Source organism: Nocardia sp. NPDC087230 (assembly GCF_044744725.1).
Lineage (GTDB): Bacteria > Actinomycetota > Actinomycetes > Mycobacteriales > Mycobacteriaceae > Nocardia > Nocardia canadensis.
The window spans coordinates 1,236,692-1,255,748 of the sequence record NZ_JBIUYV010000001.1 but is presented as its reverse complement, the minus strand read 5'-3'; the positions used below and the strand labels follow the sequence as shown (position 1 = coordinate 1,255,748).

The 19,057-nt window shown below is 70.0% G+C and carries 18 protein-coding genes; 7 read left to right on the top strand and 11 right to left on the bottom strand.

Going from position 1 to position 19,057, the window contains the following annotated elements; translation table 11 throughout:
* The first annotated feature begins 3 nt into the window (after positions 1-3).
* Both ACIO52_RS06015 and ACIO52_RS06010 read left to right on the top strand, forming a co-directional pair.
* Positions 4-537 (top strand): GNAT family N-acetyltransferase, encoded by a 534-nt coding sequence (locus tag ACIO52_RS06015; RefSeq protein ID WP_402642007.1) that lies wholly within the window; start codon positions 4-6, stop codon positions 535-537.
* Complete coding sequence (locus ACIO52_RS06010) at positions 534-1,391, top strand: hypothetical protein (protein ID WP_218718031.1); 858 nt, start codon at positions 534-536, stop codon at positions 1,389-1,391. Before ACIO52_RS06015 ends, ACIO52_RS06010 begins: the two co-directional genes overlap by 4 nt.
* Here ACIO52_RS06010 and ACIO52_RS06005 read toward each other — a convergent pair whose 3' ends face one another.
* The 7 genes from ACIO52_RS06005 to ACIO52_RS05975 all read right to left on the bottom strand — a co-directional run bounded on the left by ACIO52_RS06005 (position 1,392) and on the right by ACIO52_RS05975 (position 9,853).
* Positions 1,392-2,360 (bottom strand): SCO2521 family protein, encoded by a 969-nt coding sequence (locus tag ACIO52_RS06005; protein WP_218718032.1) that lies wholly within the window; start codon positions 2,358-2,360, stop codon positions 1,392-1,394.
* 40 nt (positions 2,361-2,400) lie between these two features.
* Positions 2,401-3,402, bottom strand: a complete 1,002-nt coding sequence (locus ACIO52_RS06000; protein WP_218718045.1) for an SCO2522 family protein — start codon at positions 3,400-3,402, stop codon at positions 2,401-2,403.
* A gap of 167 nt (positions 3,403-3,569) precedes the next feature.
* Positions 3,570-4,490, bottom strand: coding sequence for an SCO2523 family variant P-loop protein (locus ACIO52_RS05995; RefSeq protein WP_218718033.1), 921 nt, complete (start codon positions 4,488-4,490; stop codon positions 3,570-3,572).
* Positions 4,491-4,494: 4 nt separating this feature from the next.
* Entirely contained in the window at positions 4,495-6,351 is a 1,857-nt protein-coding gene (locus ACIO52_RS05990) for an SCO2524 family protein (protein WP_308248450.1), read from the bottom strand.
* 170 nt (positions 6,352-6,521) lie between these two features.
* Positions 6,522-7,373: a TIGR02569 family protein gene (locus ACIO52_RS05985; RefSeq protein ID WP_218718034.1), complete on the bottom strand. Its 852-nt coding sequence runs from the start codon at positions 7,371-7,373 to the stop codon at positions 6,522-6,524.
* Between the two features lie 112 nt (positions 7,374-7,485).
* Entirely contained in the window at positions 7,486-8,667 is a 1,182-nt protein-coding gene (moeZ, locus tag ACIO52_RS05980) for an adenylyltransferase/sulfurtransferase MoeZ (RefSeq protein ID WP_218718035.1), read from the bottom strand.
* Positions 8,668-8,869: 202 nt separating this feature from the next.
* A complete protein-coding gene (locus tag ACIO52_RS05975) occupies positions 8,870-9,853 on the bottom strand; it encodes a DUF3152 domain-containing protein (protein WP_255587600.1) in 984 nt (327 codons plus the stop codon).
* Positions 9,854-10,150: 297 nt separating this feature from the next.
* On the opposite strand from ACIO52_RS05975, the gene ACIO52_RS05970 reads away from it, so the two are divergent.
* Positions 10,151-10,813 carry a TetR/AcrR family transcriptional regulator gene (locus ACIO52_RS05970; protein WP_019048689.1) on the top strand — a complete coding sequence of 221 codons (663 nt, stop codon included), beginning with the start codon at positions 10,151-10,153 and terminating at the stop codon, positions 10,811-10,813.
* Positions 10,814-10,884: 71 nt separating this feature from the next.
* On the opposite strand, the gene ACIO52_RS05965 is transcribed toward ACIO52_RS05970, so the two are convergent.
* Together ACIO52_RS05965 and ACIO52_RS05960 are read right to left on the bottom strand one after the other, a co-directional pair.
* A complete protein-coding gene (locus tag ACIO52_RS05965; protein ID WP_218718037.1) occupies positions 10,885-11,112 on the bottom strand; it encodes a DUF3107 domain-containing protein in 228 nt (75 codons plus the stop codon).
* A 100-nt stretch (positions 11,113-11,212) separates the two neighbouring features.
* The gene (locus ACIO52_RS05960) at positions 11,213-11,749 is read right to left on the bottom strand and encodes a YceI family protein (protein WP_218718038.1); all 537 of its coding nucleotides are present in this window, start codon (positions 11,747-11,749) and stop codon (positions 11,213-11,215) included.
* A 100-nt stretch (positions 11,750-11,849) separates the two neighbouring features.
* On the opposite strand from ACIO52_RS05960, the gene ACIO52_RS05955 reads away from it, so the two are divergent.
* On the top strand, positions 11,850-12,722 hold the full coding sequence (locus ACIO52_RS05955) for a helix-turn-helix transcriptional regulator (protein WP_402641998.1): 873 nt from the start codon (positions 11,850-11,852) through the stop codon (positions 12,720-12,722).
* Positions 12,723-12,725: 3 nt separating this feature from the next.
* On the opposite strand, the gene ACIO52_RS05950 is transcribed toward ACIO52_RS05955, so the two are convergent.
* Both ACIO52_RS05950 and ACIO52_RS05945 read right to left on the bottom strand, forming a co-directional pair.
* A complete protein-coding gene (locus tag ACIO52_RS05950) occupies positions 12,726-13,415 on the bottom strand; it encodes a ferritin-like fold-containing protein (protein ID WP_218718039.1) in 690 nt (229 codons plus the stop codon).
* A gap of 28 nt (positions 13,416-13,443) precedes the next feature.
* Entirely contained in the window at positions 13,444-14,496 is a 1,053-nt protein-coding gene (locus ACIO52_RS05945) for an alpha/beta fold hydrolase (RefSeq protein WP_218718040.1), read from the bottom strand.
* 458 nt (positions 14,497-14,954) lie between these two features.
* Here ACIO52_RS05945 and ACIO52_RS05940 point away from each other — a divergent pair, with 458 nt between their 5' ends.
* From ACIO52_RS05940 to ACIO52_RS05930, 3 genes are all read left to right on the top strand, one after another.
* On the top strand, positions 14,955-16,700 hold the full coding sequence (locus tag ACIO52_RS05940) for a DEAD/DEAH box helicase (protein ID WP_402641994.1): 1,746 nt from the start codon (positions 14,955-14,957) through the stop codon (positions 16,698-16,700).
* Between the two features lie 325 nt (positions 16,701-17,025).
* Complete coding sequence (locus ACIO52_RS05935; RefSeq protein WP_342801546.1) at positions 17,026-18,264, top strand: hypothetical protein; 1,239 nt, start codon at positions 17,026-17,028, stop codon at positions 18,262-18,264.
* Positions 18,265-18,300: 36 nt separating this feature from the next.
* Positions 18,301-18,918 (top strand): acid phosphatase, encoded by a 618-nt coding sequence (locus tag ACIO52_RS05930; RefSeq protein WP_218718678.1) that lies wholly within the window; start codon positions 18,301-18,303, stop codon positions 18,916-18,918.
* Positions 18,919-19,057 lie beyond the last annotated feature (139 nt).

Sequence of the window (19,057 nt, the reverse complement as noted above, 5' to 3'; positions counted from 1 at the left end):
GTATTGAACATCTCGAACGAGCAGGCAGAGTTACGATTCCGATCCGCAACGGTCGATGATCTGGCCGCCATCGCCGAGCTCGAATCGAGCGAGTTCAGGCCACTGGCCTACCCCTATTTCGCCATTCGGCAATTGTTCGATATCCACGGATCACATTGGCAGGTGGCCGATGTGGATGGTTCGCTCTGCGGGTACGCGATGGTGGCCGTCGGACCGGATTCCGCCTGGCTGATCGGCCTGGCCGTCTCGGCGAATTATCAGGGCCGGGGACTGGGCCGGTCGCTGCTCGATCTCGCTGTCGCGCAATGTCGTTCGTCGCAGGTCGACGCCGTCTTCATCACGGTTCGCCCGTCGAACGTGCCCGCGGCGACGCTGTACAAGAATTCCGGCTTCGTCTGGGCGGGCTACGAGGACCAGTATTTCGGGGTGGGGGAACCGCGAGATCTTTTGGTGCACCGCATCGTTCCCGATTGGCCGAACGCCGATCCCACCGATCGCCGGTGGTACAAGGACCGTGGGCCGGTCGACGAGGGATGACCGACTACGCCGAACACGATCGGCTCGGCGACTTCGTCGCCTCCAAGACCACCCTGATCCGCAGGCACGCGGGCGCTTTCGCCGAGGTCGTCGCCGATTTCCTGCGCGCGCCCGGACCCGCGGGCGAATACACCCTGCTCGACGAGCTCAACCATCGCGTCGAGCAGTTCCTGGCCGACTACGTGCCGCCCTCGACCCGGCGGGTCGGCGACAGCCTGGTCTTCGCCCATCTCTACCGCGACGCCGATCCGGACATGCTCGACAACGCCGGGCGCGAGCTGTCCTGCGAGACCGTGCTCACCGCGCTGTTCGCCGCCGAGGTCGAATTCCGCGGTCCGCTGCGCCTGAGCCGCACCCAGTCCATCCTGCTGGCCGAGGTGTACGAGGAACTCGGCGCACAACTCTCGGCGCACAAGCTGCCCGCGCACGCCGCGCTCGCCTACCGGCAGGCCTACCGCCTGCACACCACCACCGAGAACCCGCGTGGCCAGGACCGCTGCGGCCTGAACATGGCCCGCGCCAAGACCAGGGCGCGCAGTCCGCGCTGGCGGCGGCTGCCCGGGATGACCTCGGATCTGCTGTGCGGCTACGGCTATCGGCCGTTCCTGCTGCTGGCCTGGATCGCGGTGGAGATCGCGCTGTTCGTCGGGGTCTTCTATCTGTCGAGCACCGGGATCGGCGTCAACACCGCCGTGCGGGTGGGACTGCTGAACTTCCTGAATCCGGTAGGCACCGACGATCTGCCGAAGCTGGGATCGTTCGCGCAGGCCACCCTGATCGTGGAGTCCTACGCCGGCATCGTGTCGACCTCGGTGTTCTTCGCGCTGCTGGTGCGCCAGTTGTTCCGGCTGTGATCACCACCGCGACTGGCTGCGGGTCAGCGCCCCGAGGGTCGCCACCGCGACCCGGTCGCGCAGCTGCCCGATCCGGGAATTCCACTGCACGGTGAAGCCGGGATCGGCTTCCAACCCCGTCCACAGGCCACGCAGCGGGGCGGGGGTGAACGCACCGGGCAGCCACAGGTGCACGAGGTGTTCCAGCAGTGGGGTGAGCACCTGGGCGGGCGAGCTACGCGACAGCTCGGCCATCTCGGCCTCGTCGATCACCTCGGTGAGCACCGTCAACAGCCAGTCGTGCATGGCCAGGTCCTCACAGAAGCCCTGCACCGCCGCCAGTTCCGCCTCGTCGCCGACCACGACCGAGGCCAGCCGCGTCTCCTCGTCGAGCAGCACGAACGACATGCTCGGCGCCTGCTCGCGGTCCACCCGCGCGGCCCAGCGCAGCCGCGACGCACTGGTCTGGATCGGCGGCTTCTGATTCAGCATCGGATCGGTGCGGACCCGCATGTGCAGCCGGGCCGCGATCGCGCCCGGGTCCAGGGTGGCCGTCGCCGCGTCGCCGGGACCGAGGAAGCCGTCGGCCAGCTGCGCGCCGATGTCCGGCGGTATCCGGGTGAGGATCTCGACGATGCCGATCCGGCTCAGGTAGTGCCCCCAGCCGCGCCGGTGCGTGCCCTGCCCGGCGGTGACGGTGGCCGTGGCCGAGCTCTGCAGGATCCGCCCGCCCAGGACCACGGCGTGGGCAGCGACGGTCCCGACCGCGCGCACCCGGGTGCGCGTCGGGGTGGCGAGCCGGCAGTCGACGCCTTCGGAGATCACCGGTGACCGCGCCCAGCTGACCGGCCGTTCCCGTGATTGCACGCGCCTGCCCCGTACGAGGGTCAGCAATTCCGCGGCCGACCCGCGGCTCAGTGCCGCCGACTCCGGGAGCAGGCCGGTGCGCACTTCACCCAGAAGCGCCAGCGGTCCACCGCTGAGTTGCATTGCTGCAGCGTAGCCCGTCTGCGCTGGGGACGGCATCGGATCAGAGGCTGCTGAGGAAGAAATGCGAGAGCCGGTCGGTGACGTCGTCGGTCATCGCGATCCCCTGCTCGCTCGCACGCCGGGTGATCAGCCCGACGACGGCGGGGTCGGGCTGCACATGGTCGAGGATCATCCGCACCGCGTGCTCGATGCCCACGTACCGCTGCGGCAGCAGCGACAGGGAGCGGAACGCGGCGAACGGCGCCGCCCGCTCCTGCAGCCGGATCACGCTCGGGAAGTCCGCCCAGCGCGCCGGCCATTCGTGGCCCGGCTGCCAGTACTCGGCGTCCACGATGGCTCTGCCCTCGTAGCGCAGCATCCCCAGGCGCAGCAGTTGCCAGACCGAGGCCAGGAACGGACACGACCACAGCACGTCCTGGCCGGCGCCCCGGTCCCGCCACATCTCGACGTCGAGGAAGATGTTGTGATTGCGCGCCGCGAACTCCACCGGCGGCCGATAGCTGACCTCCATGGCGTGGCCCGGCTCGTGGTCGCTGGACCGCTCGCCGTTGCACAGCCAGCCGGATTCCGCGGTCGGTGGCCTGCGCCCGGTACTGCCCGGCGCCGGTTCGGCCACGATCGAGTCGGCGACCATCTGGGCCAGCGGGATCCGCGGTTCGTCGTGCTGACGGCGCAGATACCGGCTGCACCCGGCCTCACTGGCCAGGTAGTCGATCCGGACGCCGCACTCCTGCGCGATACGCAGCAGTTTCGGCACGATCCGGCGCGGATCGGCGTCGGTCTGGAAGTAGTCGTCGAGCAGGAAGCAGGTGCTCACCCGCACCCGCGAGGCACCGCCTGCGGCCTCGGCGAAGTCCTGCCTGGCGATCTCGGTGAACGCCTCGAGCAGTGGTGCCACGCGCCGGAATTGGGCGGCGATCGTCGCTTCACCGTTGAGCAGATCCGACATGTAGAAGTGCCCGACCTCGATGGACACATGCGACAGCGGTACATCCTCGACACGCACTGACGCCGTCGACTCGGCGTAGACGGCGCCACCCACAACCACAGCCCCTGTCAACCCGTCCGGATAGAATCGTCGCGATTCTAGCCATCACGTCGGCGCGCCCATCGATCGGACACGCCCGATCGAATTTTCTCCTCCCCCAGTCCCTTTCGCAAGTTTTGTCGCGATTGCGCGCATCGTCCCCACCCGGCGTCTTCCTGCGGTTACACCCGCACCCACGTCGCGCGATCCCACAGCCGCCGCGCCAGTTCCTCGAACGCGTCGACGGTGGCGCGATTGGCGATACCCGCGTTCACATCCGCGTCGAGCACGATCTGCTCCCGCCACTGCAGCACGGGCTCGACCGGCGTCTCCCCCAGCAGCGCGCCTGCCCCGAGCCGGTACTCGGCCGCCAGCGAGCGCAGCGCGTCGTTCTGCTTGAGCAGCCACGCCGCCTGGGGTCCGCCGTTGGCCGCGTGCTCGTCGGTGACACGCGGAACGGCGGTGCGGACGAAGCGGATCCGGGCCAGCAGGTCGTCGGGGGCGTAGCCGAGTTCGACGCCGGTCTTCAGCAGGCCCTTGGGCCCGTGCACCAGGCCCTGGGCGGCCATCAGGTGCTGCCGAGTCCAGCGGTGGTAGACCAGCCAGCACACCTCTTTGTCCGGCATGTCCTGGGGACGCGTCGCTTCCAGCGCGATCTGCATGGCCACCGACCGGCCGGCGCTCAGGTCGACGATGACCACCTTGTAGGTGCTGTCCAGGTCGAGCAGCAGCTCGCGGCAGCGGCGCACCACGTGCGCGTCGTTGGCCGACATGGCCTCGCCGCCGCCCTCGTCGCCGGGCAGCAGGACCAGCTTGCCGCCGCGAGATCGCTGGCTGCGCAACGCGTCCCGGTTGGTGTTGGCCCGCACGTCGATGCGCTGCGGCAGGCTGTTGTGGCCGCGCAGGTACGAGTGCAGGCCGCTGCCGGAGGCGGTGCCCCGCTCCACCGCGCTGATCTCGAACAGCGCGCCCGCGGTCGGCGAGCCGAAGTCGAAGTCGAGGTAGGCCGTGCTGATCCCGCGCAATCCCAGCCGGTAGGCCAGATTGCAACTGGTCACCGACCGTCCGGTGCCGCCCTTGTCCGAGGTGGCGAAAACGATCATGGGATCACGTGCTCCTCATCGCGTCGAGACGAGCGTAGGCGAGCCGGTCGAGTTCGATCAGGGCCGCCGAGGCGAGCGTGAACGCCGTTCCCGGTTGCAGATTCACCACGTCTCTGGCCCGGGCCAGCTGCTGCTCGACACCGTCGAGCGCGATGCGGTTGGCCGAGGTGTCCTCGACGCTGACATTGAGCATCTCCTGGTTGAGCAGGTGCTCGGCCTCGTTGAGCAGTTCGACCGCGCGCACCACCATGGCCGGTGAGCGCAACGGCGCCTCCCGGTAGGTGCGGTCGGCGGTGACCAGGCATTCGATCACGCGCTCGGTCATGTACCAGGACGGCAGGGTCTGGCCCGGCTGGGCCGCGGCGCCGAAGGCCGCGCCGGGATCGTCCCACAGGCCCGCGGCGTCACCCTCGGTGATCATCCGCAGGTCCAGGTGGTCCATCACCTTCTTGGCGAGTTCCATCAGGCGATCGCGCGCGGTGATGTTGCCCGACAGCCGGGCCGCCTGCAGGCTGCGCTTGAGCAGCACCGGCGCGAAGTCCGAGGCGATCCACTCCAGCCGGGAACCGCCGCCGTCGACGAGTTCGCTGCCGCGCAGTGTCATTCGGACGCCGGGATGGTGCAGGGCCAGTGACGGGTCGTCCTGGGTGGGCCTGCGGATGATGCGGCCGCGGCGGGCCAGCTCGTCGAAGATGCCGATCGCGCGGGTCAGGTCGTCGTCGGAGGCGGTGCGGGCCACCAGTTCCTGGATCAGCACCGCGGAGACGAGCAGGGAGAAGTAGTCGGATTCCTCGCCGTCGGAGGTGCGCCACGGGATGTCTTCCAGCGGCCAGGTGCCGCTACCGAATCGCGCGACGGTCGCCCAGTAGCGCTGGGTGATGTCCCAGCGGATGCGCAGCGCCTCGGCCAGGCGGTACTGGGTGTCGTCGAGCAGGTCGAGTTCCCGGGTGCGCTGGGAGAGCACGTCGTTGATGCCGTCGAGGGCGGTGATGGTGAAGTAGAGGTAGGGCCTGGGGTCGGCGTAGCCGACGCTGGAACCGATCGCGTCCGGGACGAAGTCGACCGGGTCGGCGCCCTGCACCACACCCCAGCTCCAGCCGCACTCGAACAGCAGATCCTCGTCGTCGAGTTCGGATTCCGGTGCCCGGCCCAGCGTGACGTCGTTGCGCAGCCGGGCGCGCACACGATCGAGGCTGCGGGCGACGGCGTCGACGACGACCTTCTCCGGCTGCCCCGACTGGTTGAGCATGCCCAGCATCACTTTGCCGGCCGGCGAGCGCGGCGAGGCCGTGTTGACCACGAAACTGCGCACCAGGCCGGTCATGGCGGCGGTCAGCCGGGTGCTCAAACCGGTACTGAGCTCGGCGATCCTGGCGCTGATGTCCTTGCGCCGCTCGGTGCGCGCCCAGCGGTCGAACACGCGCGCGAAGCCCAGCGCCGCGATGCACAGCGTCACCGACATGGAGTAGCCGTCGACCACCTCGAGCGCGTGCTGGGCGGGCGACGGCTCGGTGTCACCGGTGGTGCGCAGGTAGCTGCCCGCGTCGAACCGGGGCAGGCCGTCGGGCGCGGTGTTGCGCGCCAGGTACTCCTCGACCAGGCCGAGCACGGTGATCCCGATCCTGGCCTGGCCGCCGAACGCCTCGAGGACGACCCTGACGTCGTCGGACATCGCCTCGGGACGGTCCAGCGCGAAGCTCTCGATCTCGGTGGCTGGATACAGCAGGCACAGCAACTGTTCGGAATCACTGATCGAATTGGCGCCGAGGACACCGTCCCAATGCCATTTCTCGTCCCGATAGCAGGCCGAGAGCATGGCGCTCCAAATATCCAGAATCTGTTGTCTGGGCTGGATTCTCACCCGCAGCAATCCTCACCGCTCGTGACGGGCCGCACGGGTCCCCCGGTCCGGCGCAGGACACATGGCGGCGATGCTCGATGAAGATAGCACGGGATATCCCAGGAAACGTTGGGTCTCAACGGATTTGAAATCACATCCGACCCATCGGTCACTATCGGCGCAATTCGCCCTTACAGTGCCAATCGGACCATGTCCGCCGTGCGGGCCAGACCGGGAAAGGCCTCCGGGGTCGAGCGCGGATGCAAGGCGTGTACCGCGAGCCGGAAGATCAAGGCGCGCAACAACATCTGCGGCCATTCCGGCAGACTGGCCCAGCGGTCGAGCAGTCCGTCGTCGCCACCGCCCCAGGCCAGGGCATCCACGACGACCACGCCGGCCGCCCAGGTGGCCGGGCGCCAGTACGGCGTGATGTCGGTGAGGCCGGGCGTGTGCGCGCCGGCGAACAGGACGGTGCCGAAGAGGTCGCCGTGCACCAGCTGATCGGGGCTGCGCACCGGCTTGCGCAGGGTGGCCAGCTGGCCGATCAATTCCAGGCTGCGCTGCCCGTCGGGGGTCGCGGCGATCGGGACGCCGCCCGCGCGCAGACTGCGCAGCGGCACCGATTCCCAGGCGGCCCGGTCGGCGGCGACGAAGACATCGACGTCCACCCAGGGCGCGACCGGCGGCTGCACCAGGAAACGCGGGCGTTCCAATTGCGCTGTCGCCTTGTGCAACCGCAGCGACACCGAGACCACCTCGTCGTGGCGCGGTTCCGGCGCGCCGTCGACGAAAGTGTCGGCCCGCCAGCCGGAGACCACGTACCGGCCATCGGTGGCGCGCACCGGGCGCGCCACCCGCAGACCGTCGACCGCGAGCGTCTCGCGCACCTTCGCCGACCACGCGGCCCGCGCGTGATCGGCGACCGGACTCAGCACCACGTCACCCAGCCGCCAGCCACCGTCCCAGTCACCGAGGGAGACCGGTGTCACTTCGCGAAGCCCGAATGTGGCCCGCACATGCTCGGGAGGTTCGACTGAGGTCACGGCCGTACCGTAACCCCGCGGCTACCGCCCGAGCCCGAAGGCACGCTGGCACACTCCACTTTGCGACCTCGCCGCAATCTTCGGCGAGGTCGGCAACAGCGTGGTTACCGGATCAGTACACCGGCAGCGAGGGATCGACCTGCTTGGCCCAGGCGACGACGCCGCCCTGCAGATGCGTGGCGTCGGCGAAACCGGCCAGCTTGAGCGCCGCCAAGGCTTCCGCCGAACGGATACCGGTCTTGCAGTGCAACACGATCGGCTTGTTCTGCGGCAACTCGGCCAGCGCCTCGCCGGACAGGATGCGGTCCTTGGGAATCAACGTCGCGCCGTCGATGTGGACGATGTCCCACTCCACCGGCTCGCGGACGTCGATCAACTCGACCTTGTCCGCGTCGAGCAGATCCTTCAGCTCGGCGGCGGTGATCGTGGACCCGGCCGCGGCGGCCATGCCCTCCTCCGAGACCACACCACAGAACGCCTCGTAATCGATCAGCCCGGTGATCGGCTGACGCTCCGGATCGCGGCGCAGCTTGATGGTGCGGTAGTTCATGTCCAGTGCGTCGTAGACCATCAGCCGGCCGAGCAGCGTCTCACCGATGCCGGTGATCAACTTGATCGCCTCGGTCACCATCACCGAACCGATCGAGGCGCACAGCACGCCCAGCACGCCGCCCTCGGCGCAGGAGGGGACCATGCCCGGCGGCGGGGCCTCCGGGTACAGGTCGCGGTAGTTGATGCCACGGCCGTCGGGAGCGTCCTCCCAGAACACCGAGACCTGGCCCTCGAAGCGGTAGATCGAGCCCCACACATAGGGCTTGCCCGCGAGGACGGCGGCGTCGTTGACCAGGTAGCGGGTGGCGAAGTTGTCGGTGCCGTCCACGATCAGGTCGTACTCGCGGAACAGCTCGACCGCGTTGTCCGGTTCCAGGCGGATCTTGTGCAGCCGCACGTCGATCCCGGAGTTGATCTCCCGGATGGAATCGCGGGCGCTGTCGGCCTTCGAACGGCCGATATCGGACTCGCCGTGGATGATCTGGCGCTGCAGGTTCGACATGTCGACCTCGTCGAACTCGACGATGCCGAGGGTGCCGACACCGGCCGCGGCCAGATACAGCAGGGCGGGTGAACCCAGACCACCCGCACCGATCACGAGCACCTTGGCGTTCTTCAGGCGCTTCTGACCGTCGACGCCCAGATCGGGGATGATCAGGTGCCTGCTGTAGCGAGCGACCTCGTCCTTGGTCAGTTCCGCGGCCGGCTCGACGAGCGGCGGCAGGGACCCGTTGAATGACACGTCAGAGCTCCTGTGCTTGTTGGCGGCTGGCGCCGCGGGTTTTCGGCCTCGTGACCTCGCCGTCGAGGGGCGAGGCTCCGGCTACGCCGTTACGCCTCGCCCCTCGACGGCGAGGCGGCCGAAAACCGTACGGGTTGGCATTGGTGACAACGTCGCCTGCCGCGGGGTTCTTCCCGTCCATGGTCGCGCATCACCGCGACCGTCACCCTCTCGGGTACGGCCAGGGGTTGAAGCGGCAGGTCTTGCCGTCGGCGGGGACCACGCCGTGCGGGTCGAGCAGGGCGATGTCGTTGTTCTTGGTGCCGAAGGTCTGCTGCATCATGATCGGCGCCAGGCCGCCGTCGGTCTCGCAGGGCTGGTGCCCGTGGTAGCCGATGGCGTGGCCGACCTCGTGGTTGATCTGGTACTGCCGGTAGGAGCCGATGTCGCCGTCGAAGGCGAGCGCGCCGCGCACCCAGCGCACCTCCGAGAGCACCACGCGGTCGATGTCGGCGTTGTAGCAGGACGAGTCGATCGGGATCTCGAATCCGCACGCGGCGCGGGTGCTCTCGCGGGAGGTCAGCGAGAGCCGGAAATCGGGTTCGCCGGTGTCGACGCGCTGGAAACCGAAGCGCGGGTCGTGGGTCCAGCTCTTGGGGTTGGCCAGGGTGGTCTCCACCATCTTGGCCACGGCGGCGTCGCCGCCGAAGGGCGCGGTGTCGATGCCGTCCTCGACCTCGACGGTGTAGCGGAACACACGCTCGGTGCCCGCGCCCACCTGCGGGCTGGTGCCGGGCACCACGTGCCAGGTGCCCGCCGCGCGGTCGACGTACTCGCCGCCCTCGGGCAGCGCGCCCAGCGGCAGATCGGCGGGGAACTTCCCGTCACCGGGCGGGGCGCCGATGATGCCGGACTGGGCGATCTTCGGGCTCAGCGCGCCGAAACCGGGCTCGGTCGCGGCGGGCATCGGGCTCGCGCGCATCGCGTCGACGACGACGAACACGGTGACGGCCAGCAATACCGGCAGCGCGTAGGCGCGCCAGCCGTAGCGGCGCACGAATCGGCCGATCGCGCTCTGCTTCTTGGCCTCCCGCTGCGGGCTGCGCGGTCGGCCGGTGTCGGCGTCGGTGGGGTTCCAGTGGGCGCGCAGCGGCTGCCGCGACTTGTCGGCGGGCTGGTAGAGCCCGAGCGGGTCGTAGACCTGCAGTTCTCGCCCTTCTGGCGCCGACGTCACGGAACCGGACTCGGTGGGTTGCGTGGGGCGAGCGACATCGCGCCCGCCGCCGGATGGTCGTTCCGGTCGGTCGGTCACCCCACCAGATTCTCACAGTGCGCAAGCGCGACCTCGCGGCGGCCGCAGGAGATCACGCGGTTACGGCCCGGCGAACCCTGGGGACTGGTACTACATTTCCAGGGCGAAACTTGATGGGAACACCGTGCGGGTATCGTTCGTGGGACACCGGACCGCACCCCTGGGCCGGGGTAAACGACAAAGAGAGCCGAGATGACAGACCTCGTGGACCGCATGACCTCGCGCCGATCGGTGCCGGAAACGGTCCCGGCAAAGCGCGGCACCCGGCTGCCCCGTGACGAGCGACGCCAGCAACTGCTGCTCGCCGCCAGCGAAGTGTTCGTCCAGCGTGGCTACCACGCCGCGGGCATGGACGAGATCTCGCAGGTGGCCGGCGTCAGCAAGCCGGTGCTCTACCAGCACTTCGCGAGCAAGCTGGAGCTGTATCTGGCGGTGCTGCAGAACTATGTCGACATCCTGGTGTCGAGCGTGCGCCAGGCGCTGCGCTCCACCACCGACAACAAACAGCGCGTGCGCGCCGCGGTCGCCGCGTACTTCGATTTCGTCGACAACGAGATGCAGGGCTTCCGCCTCGTCTTCGAATCCGATCTGACCAGCGAACCGCAGGTGCAGCGCCGGGTCGAGCAGGCCACCGAGGCGTGTGTGGACGCGGTCTTCGACCTCGTCGCCCACGACTCCGGCCTGGACCCCTACCGGGCCCGCATCCTGGCCGTCGGTCTGGTCGGCGCCAGCCAGTTCACCGCGCGCTACTGGCTCGAGGCCGACCGCCCGATCCCCAAGGACGAAGCGGTCGACACCACCGTGGCGCTGGCCTGGGGCGGCCTTAAGCACGTCCCCCTGCACCCGATCGGCTGAGCGCACCGGCCCAGACCAGACGAAAAGCCCCGCACCGGAATCCGGTGCGGGGCTTTTCGGTGTCAGGACCTTCAGACCGTGGCGAAGCCGACGCGGCCGGTGGCGGGCGAGCCGATCTCGACGTAGGCGACCTTGGCCGACTGGATCAGGAACTTGCGGCCCTTCTCGTCGGTCAGCGACACCACACCGCTCGCGCCGCTCAGCGCTTCGGAGACCAGCGCCTCGATCTCGTCAGGGCTCTGCGCGCTGTTGATGATGAGCTCGCGCGGGCTATCCGAAATACCGATCTTGACCTCCACGGCCAAACCTCCGAACGTAAGAGTCCTGTGTTGTCGACTCCAGGCTAATGCAGGCGGGCGACGCCGGTGTCATGCCCGCCTGCGCTCTGAGCGAACGGGGTCAGGCGGGCTCGACCAGTTCGATCTCGAGCTCGATCTTCACGGTGTCGGACAGCATGCCCGGCATCGGGACGCCGACGCCGAAGTCGGTGCGCTTGATCGTGCCGGCGGCGGAGAAGCCGGCGTGGCGGGTGCCGTCGGGGAAGTCGGCGACGCCGCCCCACTCGACGTCGAGGGTGACCGGCTGGGTGACAGTGCCCAGGGTGGCCTCGCCCGCGACGGTGAAGGACTCGGCGACGCGCACCGGTCCGGTGGCGCGGAAGGTGAGGGTCGGGCGGTTGGCGACGTCGAGGAAGTCGGCGGCGCGGATGTGGGCGTCGCGGTCGGCGTTGCCGGTGTCGAACGAGTCGAGGGCGATGGTGGCGCCGATGGTGGCCGCGCCGGTCTCGTCGACCACGAACTCGGTCTCGAAGCGGGTGAAGCCGCCGCGCACCTTGGCGATGCCGAGGTGGCGCACCGTGAACGAGACCGAGGAGTGGTGGGTGTCCAGCGCCCACGATCCGGTCTTCAGCTGCTGGGTCTGTGTCGAGGAAGTCATGCCTCCACCCTCACCGGACCGTGGTCCGCTAACCAGACCGCGCTTATCCTGGACCCCGCAGGGCGTGGCTGCGGGAGCGGGGACCGGGCACCATCGAGACATGGCAGGCGAAGACATGACAGAGCGGCACGGCGCCCGCTCGGCGTTCGCGGAACTTCTGGTCGCGCGCCGGGCCGAGTTGCGGCCCGAGGAGGTCGGTCTGCCCGGCGGCGGCAGGCGACGCACCCCCGGCCTGCGCCGCGAGGAGGTCGCGGTGCTGGCCGGCGTCAGCGCCGACTACCTGGCCCGGCTCGAGCAGGGGCGTGACAGCAATCCGTCGATGGCCGTCGTCGACGCGCTGGCCACCGCGCTGCGCTTCAACGACACCGAGCGCGCGCACTTCGGCTGGCTGGCGCTGACCAGCAGCGCCGAAGCCCGCTGCCCGAGCACGGCGTTCGATCCGGAACTCGATCAGGTGCCCGCCGCGCTGCGCGGCGTCGTCGACGCGATGACGCCGACGCCCGCGTTCGTGCTCGGCCCGCGGGCGAACGTGCTGGCCTGGAACAACGCGTGGGCCGATCTGGTCGGCCCGATCGGCCTGCTCGACGATCCCGACCAGGTGAACCTGGCCGTCTGGACCTTCCGGCACGCGCAGGCCCGTGTCACGGTGACCGACTGGGCCCGGCTCGCCGATCATCTGGCCGACCAGCTGGCCCGGACCCGGCTGCGCCGTCCCGAGGACGACCGGGTCGCCGGGATCATCGCCCACCTGTGCGCCGAGCCGGAATTCGCCCGGCGCTGGCAACCGCACCGGCTGGCCGAGGACGTTCCCACCCTGCTCGGTTTCGAGCATCCGGTCCGCGGCACCGTCACCTTCACGGTGCAGACCCTGGCCGCCGAACGCGATCAGCAGGTCGTCGTCTGGTTGCCGAGGGAGGCCGCGACCCGTGCGCCGGAGCTGCGCCTGGTGCCCGGGCACGCGGTCGGCGAGTAGGTCCTACAAGCCGAGTTCGGCCATGCGGGCGGCGTGGCGCTCCTGCATGCGGTCGAACAGGGTGGCGATGCCGTTGAGGTCGCCGGTCGCGGCCAGCACCAGTTCGGCCAGCTCGTCGCGCTGGGCCATCACGTACTGCGCCTGGGTGATCGCCTCGCCGAGCAGCCTGCGGCCCCAGAGGGTGAGGCGGTCGCGCTCGGAGCGGCTGGCCGCCACCGCGCTGCGCACCTCGTCGACGACGAACTGGGAGTGGCCGGTCTCGGCGAGCACCTCGCGCACCACGTCGGCGACCTCGGCGGGGAGCACGCCGACGATCTCGGTGTAGAAGTCGGCGGCCAGGCCGTCGCCCACGTAGAACTTGACCATCGACTCGAGCCAGGTCGAGGGGTCGGTGGAGGCGTGGTAGGAGTCCAGCGCGCCCTGGTACTGCGCCATCGAGGCCTCGGGGTCGGCGCCCCGCGCGGCCAGGGCCGCCTCCAGGGTCTCGAAGTGCGCCAGCTCGGCGGCGGCCATCTTGGCCACGGCCACCCGGCCGCGCAGCGACGGCGCCAGCTTGGCCTCTTCGGCCAGCCGGTAGAACGCGGAGATCTCACCGTAGGCGACGACCGCGAACAGCTCGGTCACCCCCGGGTGATCCGCGGCGAGCGGTTCGGTCGAGACAACATCCGACGCGGCAGAGGTCTGTGCTCCCATGACTGTCAACCTTAGTCCCGATCGATGATCAGTCGCGCTCCGCCAGGAACTTGTCGAGGTAGGTCCAGGTGGTGTGACGGGCGTCGGGCCCGGCGAGGATGCCGAGATGACTGCCCGGCGCAACCTCGTAGGTGACCGAGGGCGATCCGGTGAGGGTGCGCAGGCCCGCCTCGACGGCGGCCTTGGGCGTGATCACGTCGGCGGTGCCGCCGACCAGCAGCACCGGCACCCGCACGTCGGCGAGCTCGATGACGCGGTCGCGCAGTTGGAGCCTGCCCCGGCCGATGTCGTTGGCCAGGATGAACCGGCCCCAGATCTGACCGTAGAAGCGGCCGGGGTAGCCGGGCATGGCGGCCTGGAACCGGTCGATGGATTCCATCTTGGCCAGCGTCTCGGTGCGGGTGATGTTGTTCGCGAGGAACAGCGGCCGGGCCAGCTCACGGTCGATGGCCGCGAGCCGGTAGCCGATCTTGACCAGCGGCGCGGGAATGCCACCCGCCGCCCGCACCAGCGCGGTGGTGGCCTGGCCGCCGGTGATGCTCGCGACCGCGCGCAGCTGCGGCATCCCGAGCATCTTGTTGTAGTCCAGCGGCGAGCCGACGCCGGTCACCGAGCGGATCGGCAGTTCCGGGTTCGCGGCCGCGGTGAGCAGGGCGAAGACGCCGCCGATGGACCAGCCGACCAGGTCGACGGGGGCGCCGCCGCGATCGGCGCTGGTGCGCAGGATCGCCTCGGGCAGGATGTCGGTGACCCAGTCCTCGAAGCCCATCCGGCGATCGGCGAAGGAGATGTCGCCGTAGTCGACGAGGTAGGTGGAGCGGCCGGTCGAGACCAGGTGCCGCGCCAGGCTCTGGTCCGGGCGCAGGTCGAAGCAGGTCGCGGGCGCGGCCAGCGGTGGCACCAGCAGTACCGCGGAATCCGTTGTGGCCGAAGACGATTCGGAATCGTAGCGGCGCAGCAGACGGTGCGGCTCGTCCCACAGCACGGTCGAGGGCGCCGGGTCCGGCGCTTCGATGCCCGCGCCGAAGCTCAGCGCCCACGCGTTGCGCGCGGCGGTGGTGACGGTCTCGGTGATGCTCACGCCCAAGAATGTCTCACACCCGGTACCGGCGGTACCAAGTGAGTTCTGTTACACGCGCCGGACACGCGCGAATTCCGCGCCGCCGAATTGTGCTGTGACACACCGCGGGACCACCGGAATGTGACGGCGCGCCGGTATTCACCCCGCGCTGCGACGAGCCGAAATTCGGGTTGCGAACAATATCACGCTACAATCACCGTGGACAACGCTAGTTTCCTCGCCCCGGCAGACCCTGCGGGCGCGACACTCCCGCTCTCGCGGGCGCTGCGCTCCACCGGCGGTCAGCGCGGGCGGACGGCGGCGATGTCCATGGAAAATGTGCGCGCACCGAATCCGCATCACCGATGTGCCGCACCGACGACGCGCTAGCGATCGGTGCAGGCCCGGTGAGTATCACAGGCGGATATGTGGTCGTCGCGGGCCGACCGGCCCGCCCCACCTCGTGCGTGCGAGATGCAATGACGAGGAAGGCACGAACCCTGAGCAAGATCACTGTCGAACAGGAACCCGGTTTGACCGACACTCTCCTGACGGCCGAACTGGACAACACCCACATCCCGCCGAGTTTCGCCGAATTGGGCGTGCGGGAGGAAATCGTCCGCGCGCTCGGCGAGATCGGGATCGAACGCACCTTCGCGATTCAGGAACTGACCCTGCCGCTGGCGCTGGCCGGCGAGGACCTCATCGGTCAGGCCCGCACCGGCATGGGCAAGACCTTCGGTTTCGGCGTCCCGCTGCTGCACCGCATCGCCACCGCCGACACCGGCACCACCCCGCTCGACGGCACCCCGCGCGCCCTGGTCATCGTGCCGACGCGCGAGCTGTGCATCCAGGTCACCAAGGACCTGGAGAACGCGAGCAAGTACCTGACCAACCACCAGGGTTCGCTGAAGGTCGCCGCCATCTACGGTGGCCGCCCGTACGACACCCAGATCGCCGCGCTGCGCGAGGGCGTGGACGTGGTCGTCGGCACCCCCGGCCGCCTGCTGGATCTGGCGAACCAGAACCACCTGATCCTCGGCAAGATCGGCGTGCTGGTCCTGGACGAGGCCGACGAGATGCTCGACCTGGGCTTCCTGCCCGATATCGAGCGCATCCTGTCGATGGTGCCCGACAAGCGTCAGACGATGCTGTTCTCGGCCACCATGCCCGGCCCGATCATCACCCTGGCCCGCACGTTCCTGACCAGGCCGACGCACATCCGCGCCGAGCTGGCCAACGATTCCGCCGTGCACGACCGCACCGCGCAGTTCGTCTACCGCGCGCACGCGCTGGACAAGAGCGAGCTGGTCGCGCGCGTGCTGCAGGCCGAGAGCCGCGGCGCCACGATGATCTTCACCCGCACCAAGCGCACCGCGCAGAAGGTCGCCGACGATCTGGCCGAGCGCGGTTTCGCGGTCGGCGCGGTGCACGGCGACCTGGGCCAGATCGCCCGTGAGAAGGCACTGACCAAGTTCCGCAAGGGCAGCATCGACGTGCTCGTGGCCACCGACGTCGCCGCGCGCGGCATCGACATCGACGACGTCACCCACGTCATCAACTACCAGTGCCCCGAGGACGAGAAGACCTACGTGCACCGGATCGGCCGCACCGGCCGCGCGGGCCGCACCGGTGTCGCGATCACCCTGATCGACTGGGACGAGCTGCACCGCTGGGCGTCGATCGACAAGGCGCTGGGCCTGGGCATCCCCGAGCCGGCCGAGACCTACTCCCGCTCGCCGCACCTCTACGCCGATCTCGGCATCCCGGAGGGCGTCACCGGCGTCGTCCGCAAGCCGAAGCCGGTCCGCGAGGAGGGCGACGTCGTCGAGGAGCGCGCCGAGCGTCCCAAGTCGACCCGCTCCCGCCGCCGCACCAGGGGCGGCAAGGCCGATGCCACGGCCACCGAGCCGACGCAAGCCGACGCGAGCACCGACGAGACGGCGGCCCCGGTCGACGACGCCACCGAGGGCGACAAACCGGCCCGCCGCAGGCGTCGCCGCCGCAAGCCCGCCGAGTCGGGCGAGGCGGCCGCCACCGAGCCGGGTGCCGACGCGACCGAGTCCGCTCCGGCCGTGTCCGCTCCGACTGTGTCCGGCGACGCGGCCGCCGAGCCCGCCGCCGACGACGACGCCCCCGCCGAGGCCAAGCCCGCTCGGCGCCGTCGCCGGCGCAAGCCGGCCGAGTCCGCCGCGGCCGACAGCCCGGTGACCGTCGACGCCTGACGCGGAACCATCCACCGACCGCCCCCTGCCCGCCTCGGGCTGGGGGCGGTCGCGTCTGCCACCCCGGTCGGCCCGACGCCCGACAGCCCGCTGACCTCGGCGCCTGACGACAGCGGCCAGCTGGTCGACCTCGCCGGGTGACAGGTCTCCCACGACGAAGGCGCCACGCCGAGCGCCCGCTGCCCCACCTCGGGCGCGGGGGACAGCCCGCGAACCCGCCGGTCCTGGTCAGGCGTCCGCGCGCGGACGACAGCGCCGCGCGCGCGGGCGGGCCACCAGGGGCCGCGGGTCCGGGTGCCACGGCGCGCCAAATACACTCGCCTGTGTGCTCGCACCCGAGCGGCGGACGCGCGCCGATATCTTTGCCGCAGCGGCGATCGCCGTCATCCTTGTGGTGGCGGCGATCGTGGTGTGGGCGCGAGCCGACGCCACCGGGACCGATTCGGTCACCGCGGCCTCGCCCGCGCCGACGGTGACCGCGGCGACGCAACTACCCGCGACGCTCGGCGAGGTGTGGCACGCGGCCGATACCGCCGGCCGCCGAGCCCTGACCTCCGGCAATGTGGTGGTGACCGGCGACGACGGCACCGTGAGCGGCCGCGACCCGGTCACCGGCGAGCAGCTGTGGTGGTATCGCCGCGACATGCCGCTGTGCGCGGTGGAATCCCAGTTCGGCACCGTCATCGCCACCTACCGCGATCAGCGCGGCTGCAGCCAGACCGCGATGCTCGAGTCCGACACCGGCGCGCGCAAGGTCGCGCGCAGCAGCTACATGGACGACGACATCCGGGTCACCGGCGACGGCACCTATCTGCTCGCTCTCGGCCCCGACCGGCTGGAGATGTGGCGGTCGGACCTGGTACGCACCCTCGAATTCGGCTACGTAGACGCCCCGGTGAACCCGAACACCCAGCCGCGCAGCGGGTGCGCGCTGACCTCCGCCGCGTCGAGTTCCGCGCGGCTGTCGGTGCTGGAGCGCTGCCCCGCCGACATGACCGCCCGGCTGACCGTCCTCAACCCGGCGCCGAAGGAATCGACCAACCCCGAGGAGTACGGCTCGCGGGTGCTCACCGCGCCCGGCGCGGACTCCCCCGAACTGCGCGTGCTCGCGGTGTCGGACAACAAGACCGCCGTCTACTACCCGGCCACCCCGGCGACGGCGACCGGTCTCGGCCTGCCCGCCCGGATCGCCGTGCACGACGGCACCGGCAACGAGATCGCGGTGCATCAGCTGGCCGCGCCGTGGAACCCGCGCACGACCACCGTGACCCGGCTCGGTTCGGCGATCTACGTCTTCACCGGCGACAGCCTGATCGCGTTGAGCGCGAACACCTTACAACCGGTCTGGACGGTCCGCGACGCGCTCGGCACGCCCGCGCTGATGGCGGGCAGACTGCTGGTGCCGGTGGCCGACGGGCTGATCGCGGTGGACACCGCCAACGGCGAGACCGTCGCCCGGATCCCGCTGCAACGCACCGACTACCAGGGCGACACCATCTCCACCGCGGTCCTGGGCACGACGGTCTTCGAACGCCGCGGCGGCCAGCTCTACGCCCTCGGCTGAGGATGCCGCCGCGACGGCGCCTGCCATGATGGACCCATGTCCACTCCCGACGCCCGGTTGGTCCTGCTGCGCCACGGTGAAACCACCTGGTCCAGTCAGCGACGGCACACCAGCCACACCGATCTGCCGCTGACCCCACTCGGTGAAGCCCAGGCGCGCTCGGCCGGACTGGTGCTGAAATCACTCGACCTGCGCGATCCGCTGGTCTTCACCAGCCCCCGCCTGCGCGCCAGGCAGACCGCCGAACTGGCCGGGCTGACCCACGCCGCGATCGACGACGACCTCGCCGAGTGGGACTACGGCGACTACGAGGGCCTGACCACCGTCCAGATCCGCGAGACCGTGCCCGGCTGGACGGTATGGACCGCCCCCGTCCCCGGCGGCGAGAACGCCGAGCAGGTGGGCGCCCGGGCCGACCGGATCCTGGCCCGGGTCGAACCGATCCTGGCCGACCGCGATGTCGTACTGGTCGGCCACGGCCACTTCTCCCGCGTCCTGATCGCCCGCTGGGCCGAGTTCGCCGTCACCGAGGGCCGCCGCTTCGCCATGTCCACCGGCGCGATCACCGAACTCGGCTACGACCACGACGCCCACACCGTCTGGGGCCACAACCTCACCACCCGCACCGAACCGATCGAGGGAGCCGCCCGATGAGCGCCACGATCTCCGGTGCCCGACACACCCGCAGTACGTTCCAGCTATAGAATCCGCTCAACAACGCCCGCTGGGGCGACAACCGTGCGTGGGGGGACGGATGCCGCAGGCCGACATCGACCAACTGAAGAAGTTGGCA

What these genes read in the sequence shown, in the direction of transcription:
- ACIO52_RS06010 (WP_218718031.1), top strand. Translation starts at nt 534, where the DNA reads ATGACCGACTACGCCGAACACGATCGGCTCGGCGACTTCGTCGCCTCC.
- ACIO52_RS06005 (WP_218718032.1), bottom strand. Translation starts at nt 2,360, where the DNA reads ATGCAACTCAGCGGTGGACCGCTGGCGCTTCTGGGTGAAGTGCGCACC.
- ACIO52_RS05995 (WP_218718033.1), bottom strand. Translation starts at nt 4,490, where the DNA reads ATGATCGTTTTCGCCACCTCGGACAAGGGCGGCACCGGACGGTCGGTG.
- ACIO52_RS05970 (WP_019048689.1), top strand. Translation starts at nt 10,151, where the DNA reads ATGACAGACCTCGTGGACCGCATGACCTCGCGCCGATCGGTGCCGGAA.
- ACIO52_RS05960 (WP_218718038.1), bottom strand. Translation starts at nt 11,749, where the DNA reads ATGACTTCCTCGACACAGACCCAGCAGCTGAAGACCGGATCGTGGGCG.
- ACIO52_RS05955 (WP_402641998.1), top strand. Translation starts at nt 11,850, where the DNA reads ATGGCAGGCGAAGACATGACAGAGCGGCACGGCGCCCGCTCGGCGTTC.
- ACIO52_RS05950 (WP_218718039.1), bottom strand. Translation starts at nt 13,415, where the DNA reads ATGGGAGCACAGACCTCTGCCGCGTCGGATGTTGTCTCGACCGAACCG.
- ACIO52_RS05940 (WP_402641994.1), top strand. Translation starts at nt 14,955, where the DNA reads ATGACGAGGAAGGCACGAACCCTGAGCAAGATCACTGTCGAACAGGAA.
- ACIO52_RS05930 (WP_218718678.1), top strand. Translation starts at nt 18,301, where the DNA reads ATGTCCACTCCCGACGCCCGGTTGGTCCTGCTGCGCCACGGTGAAACC.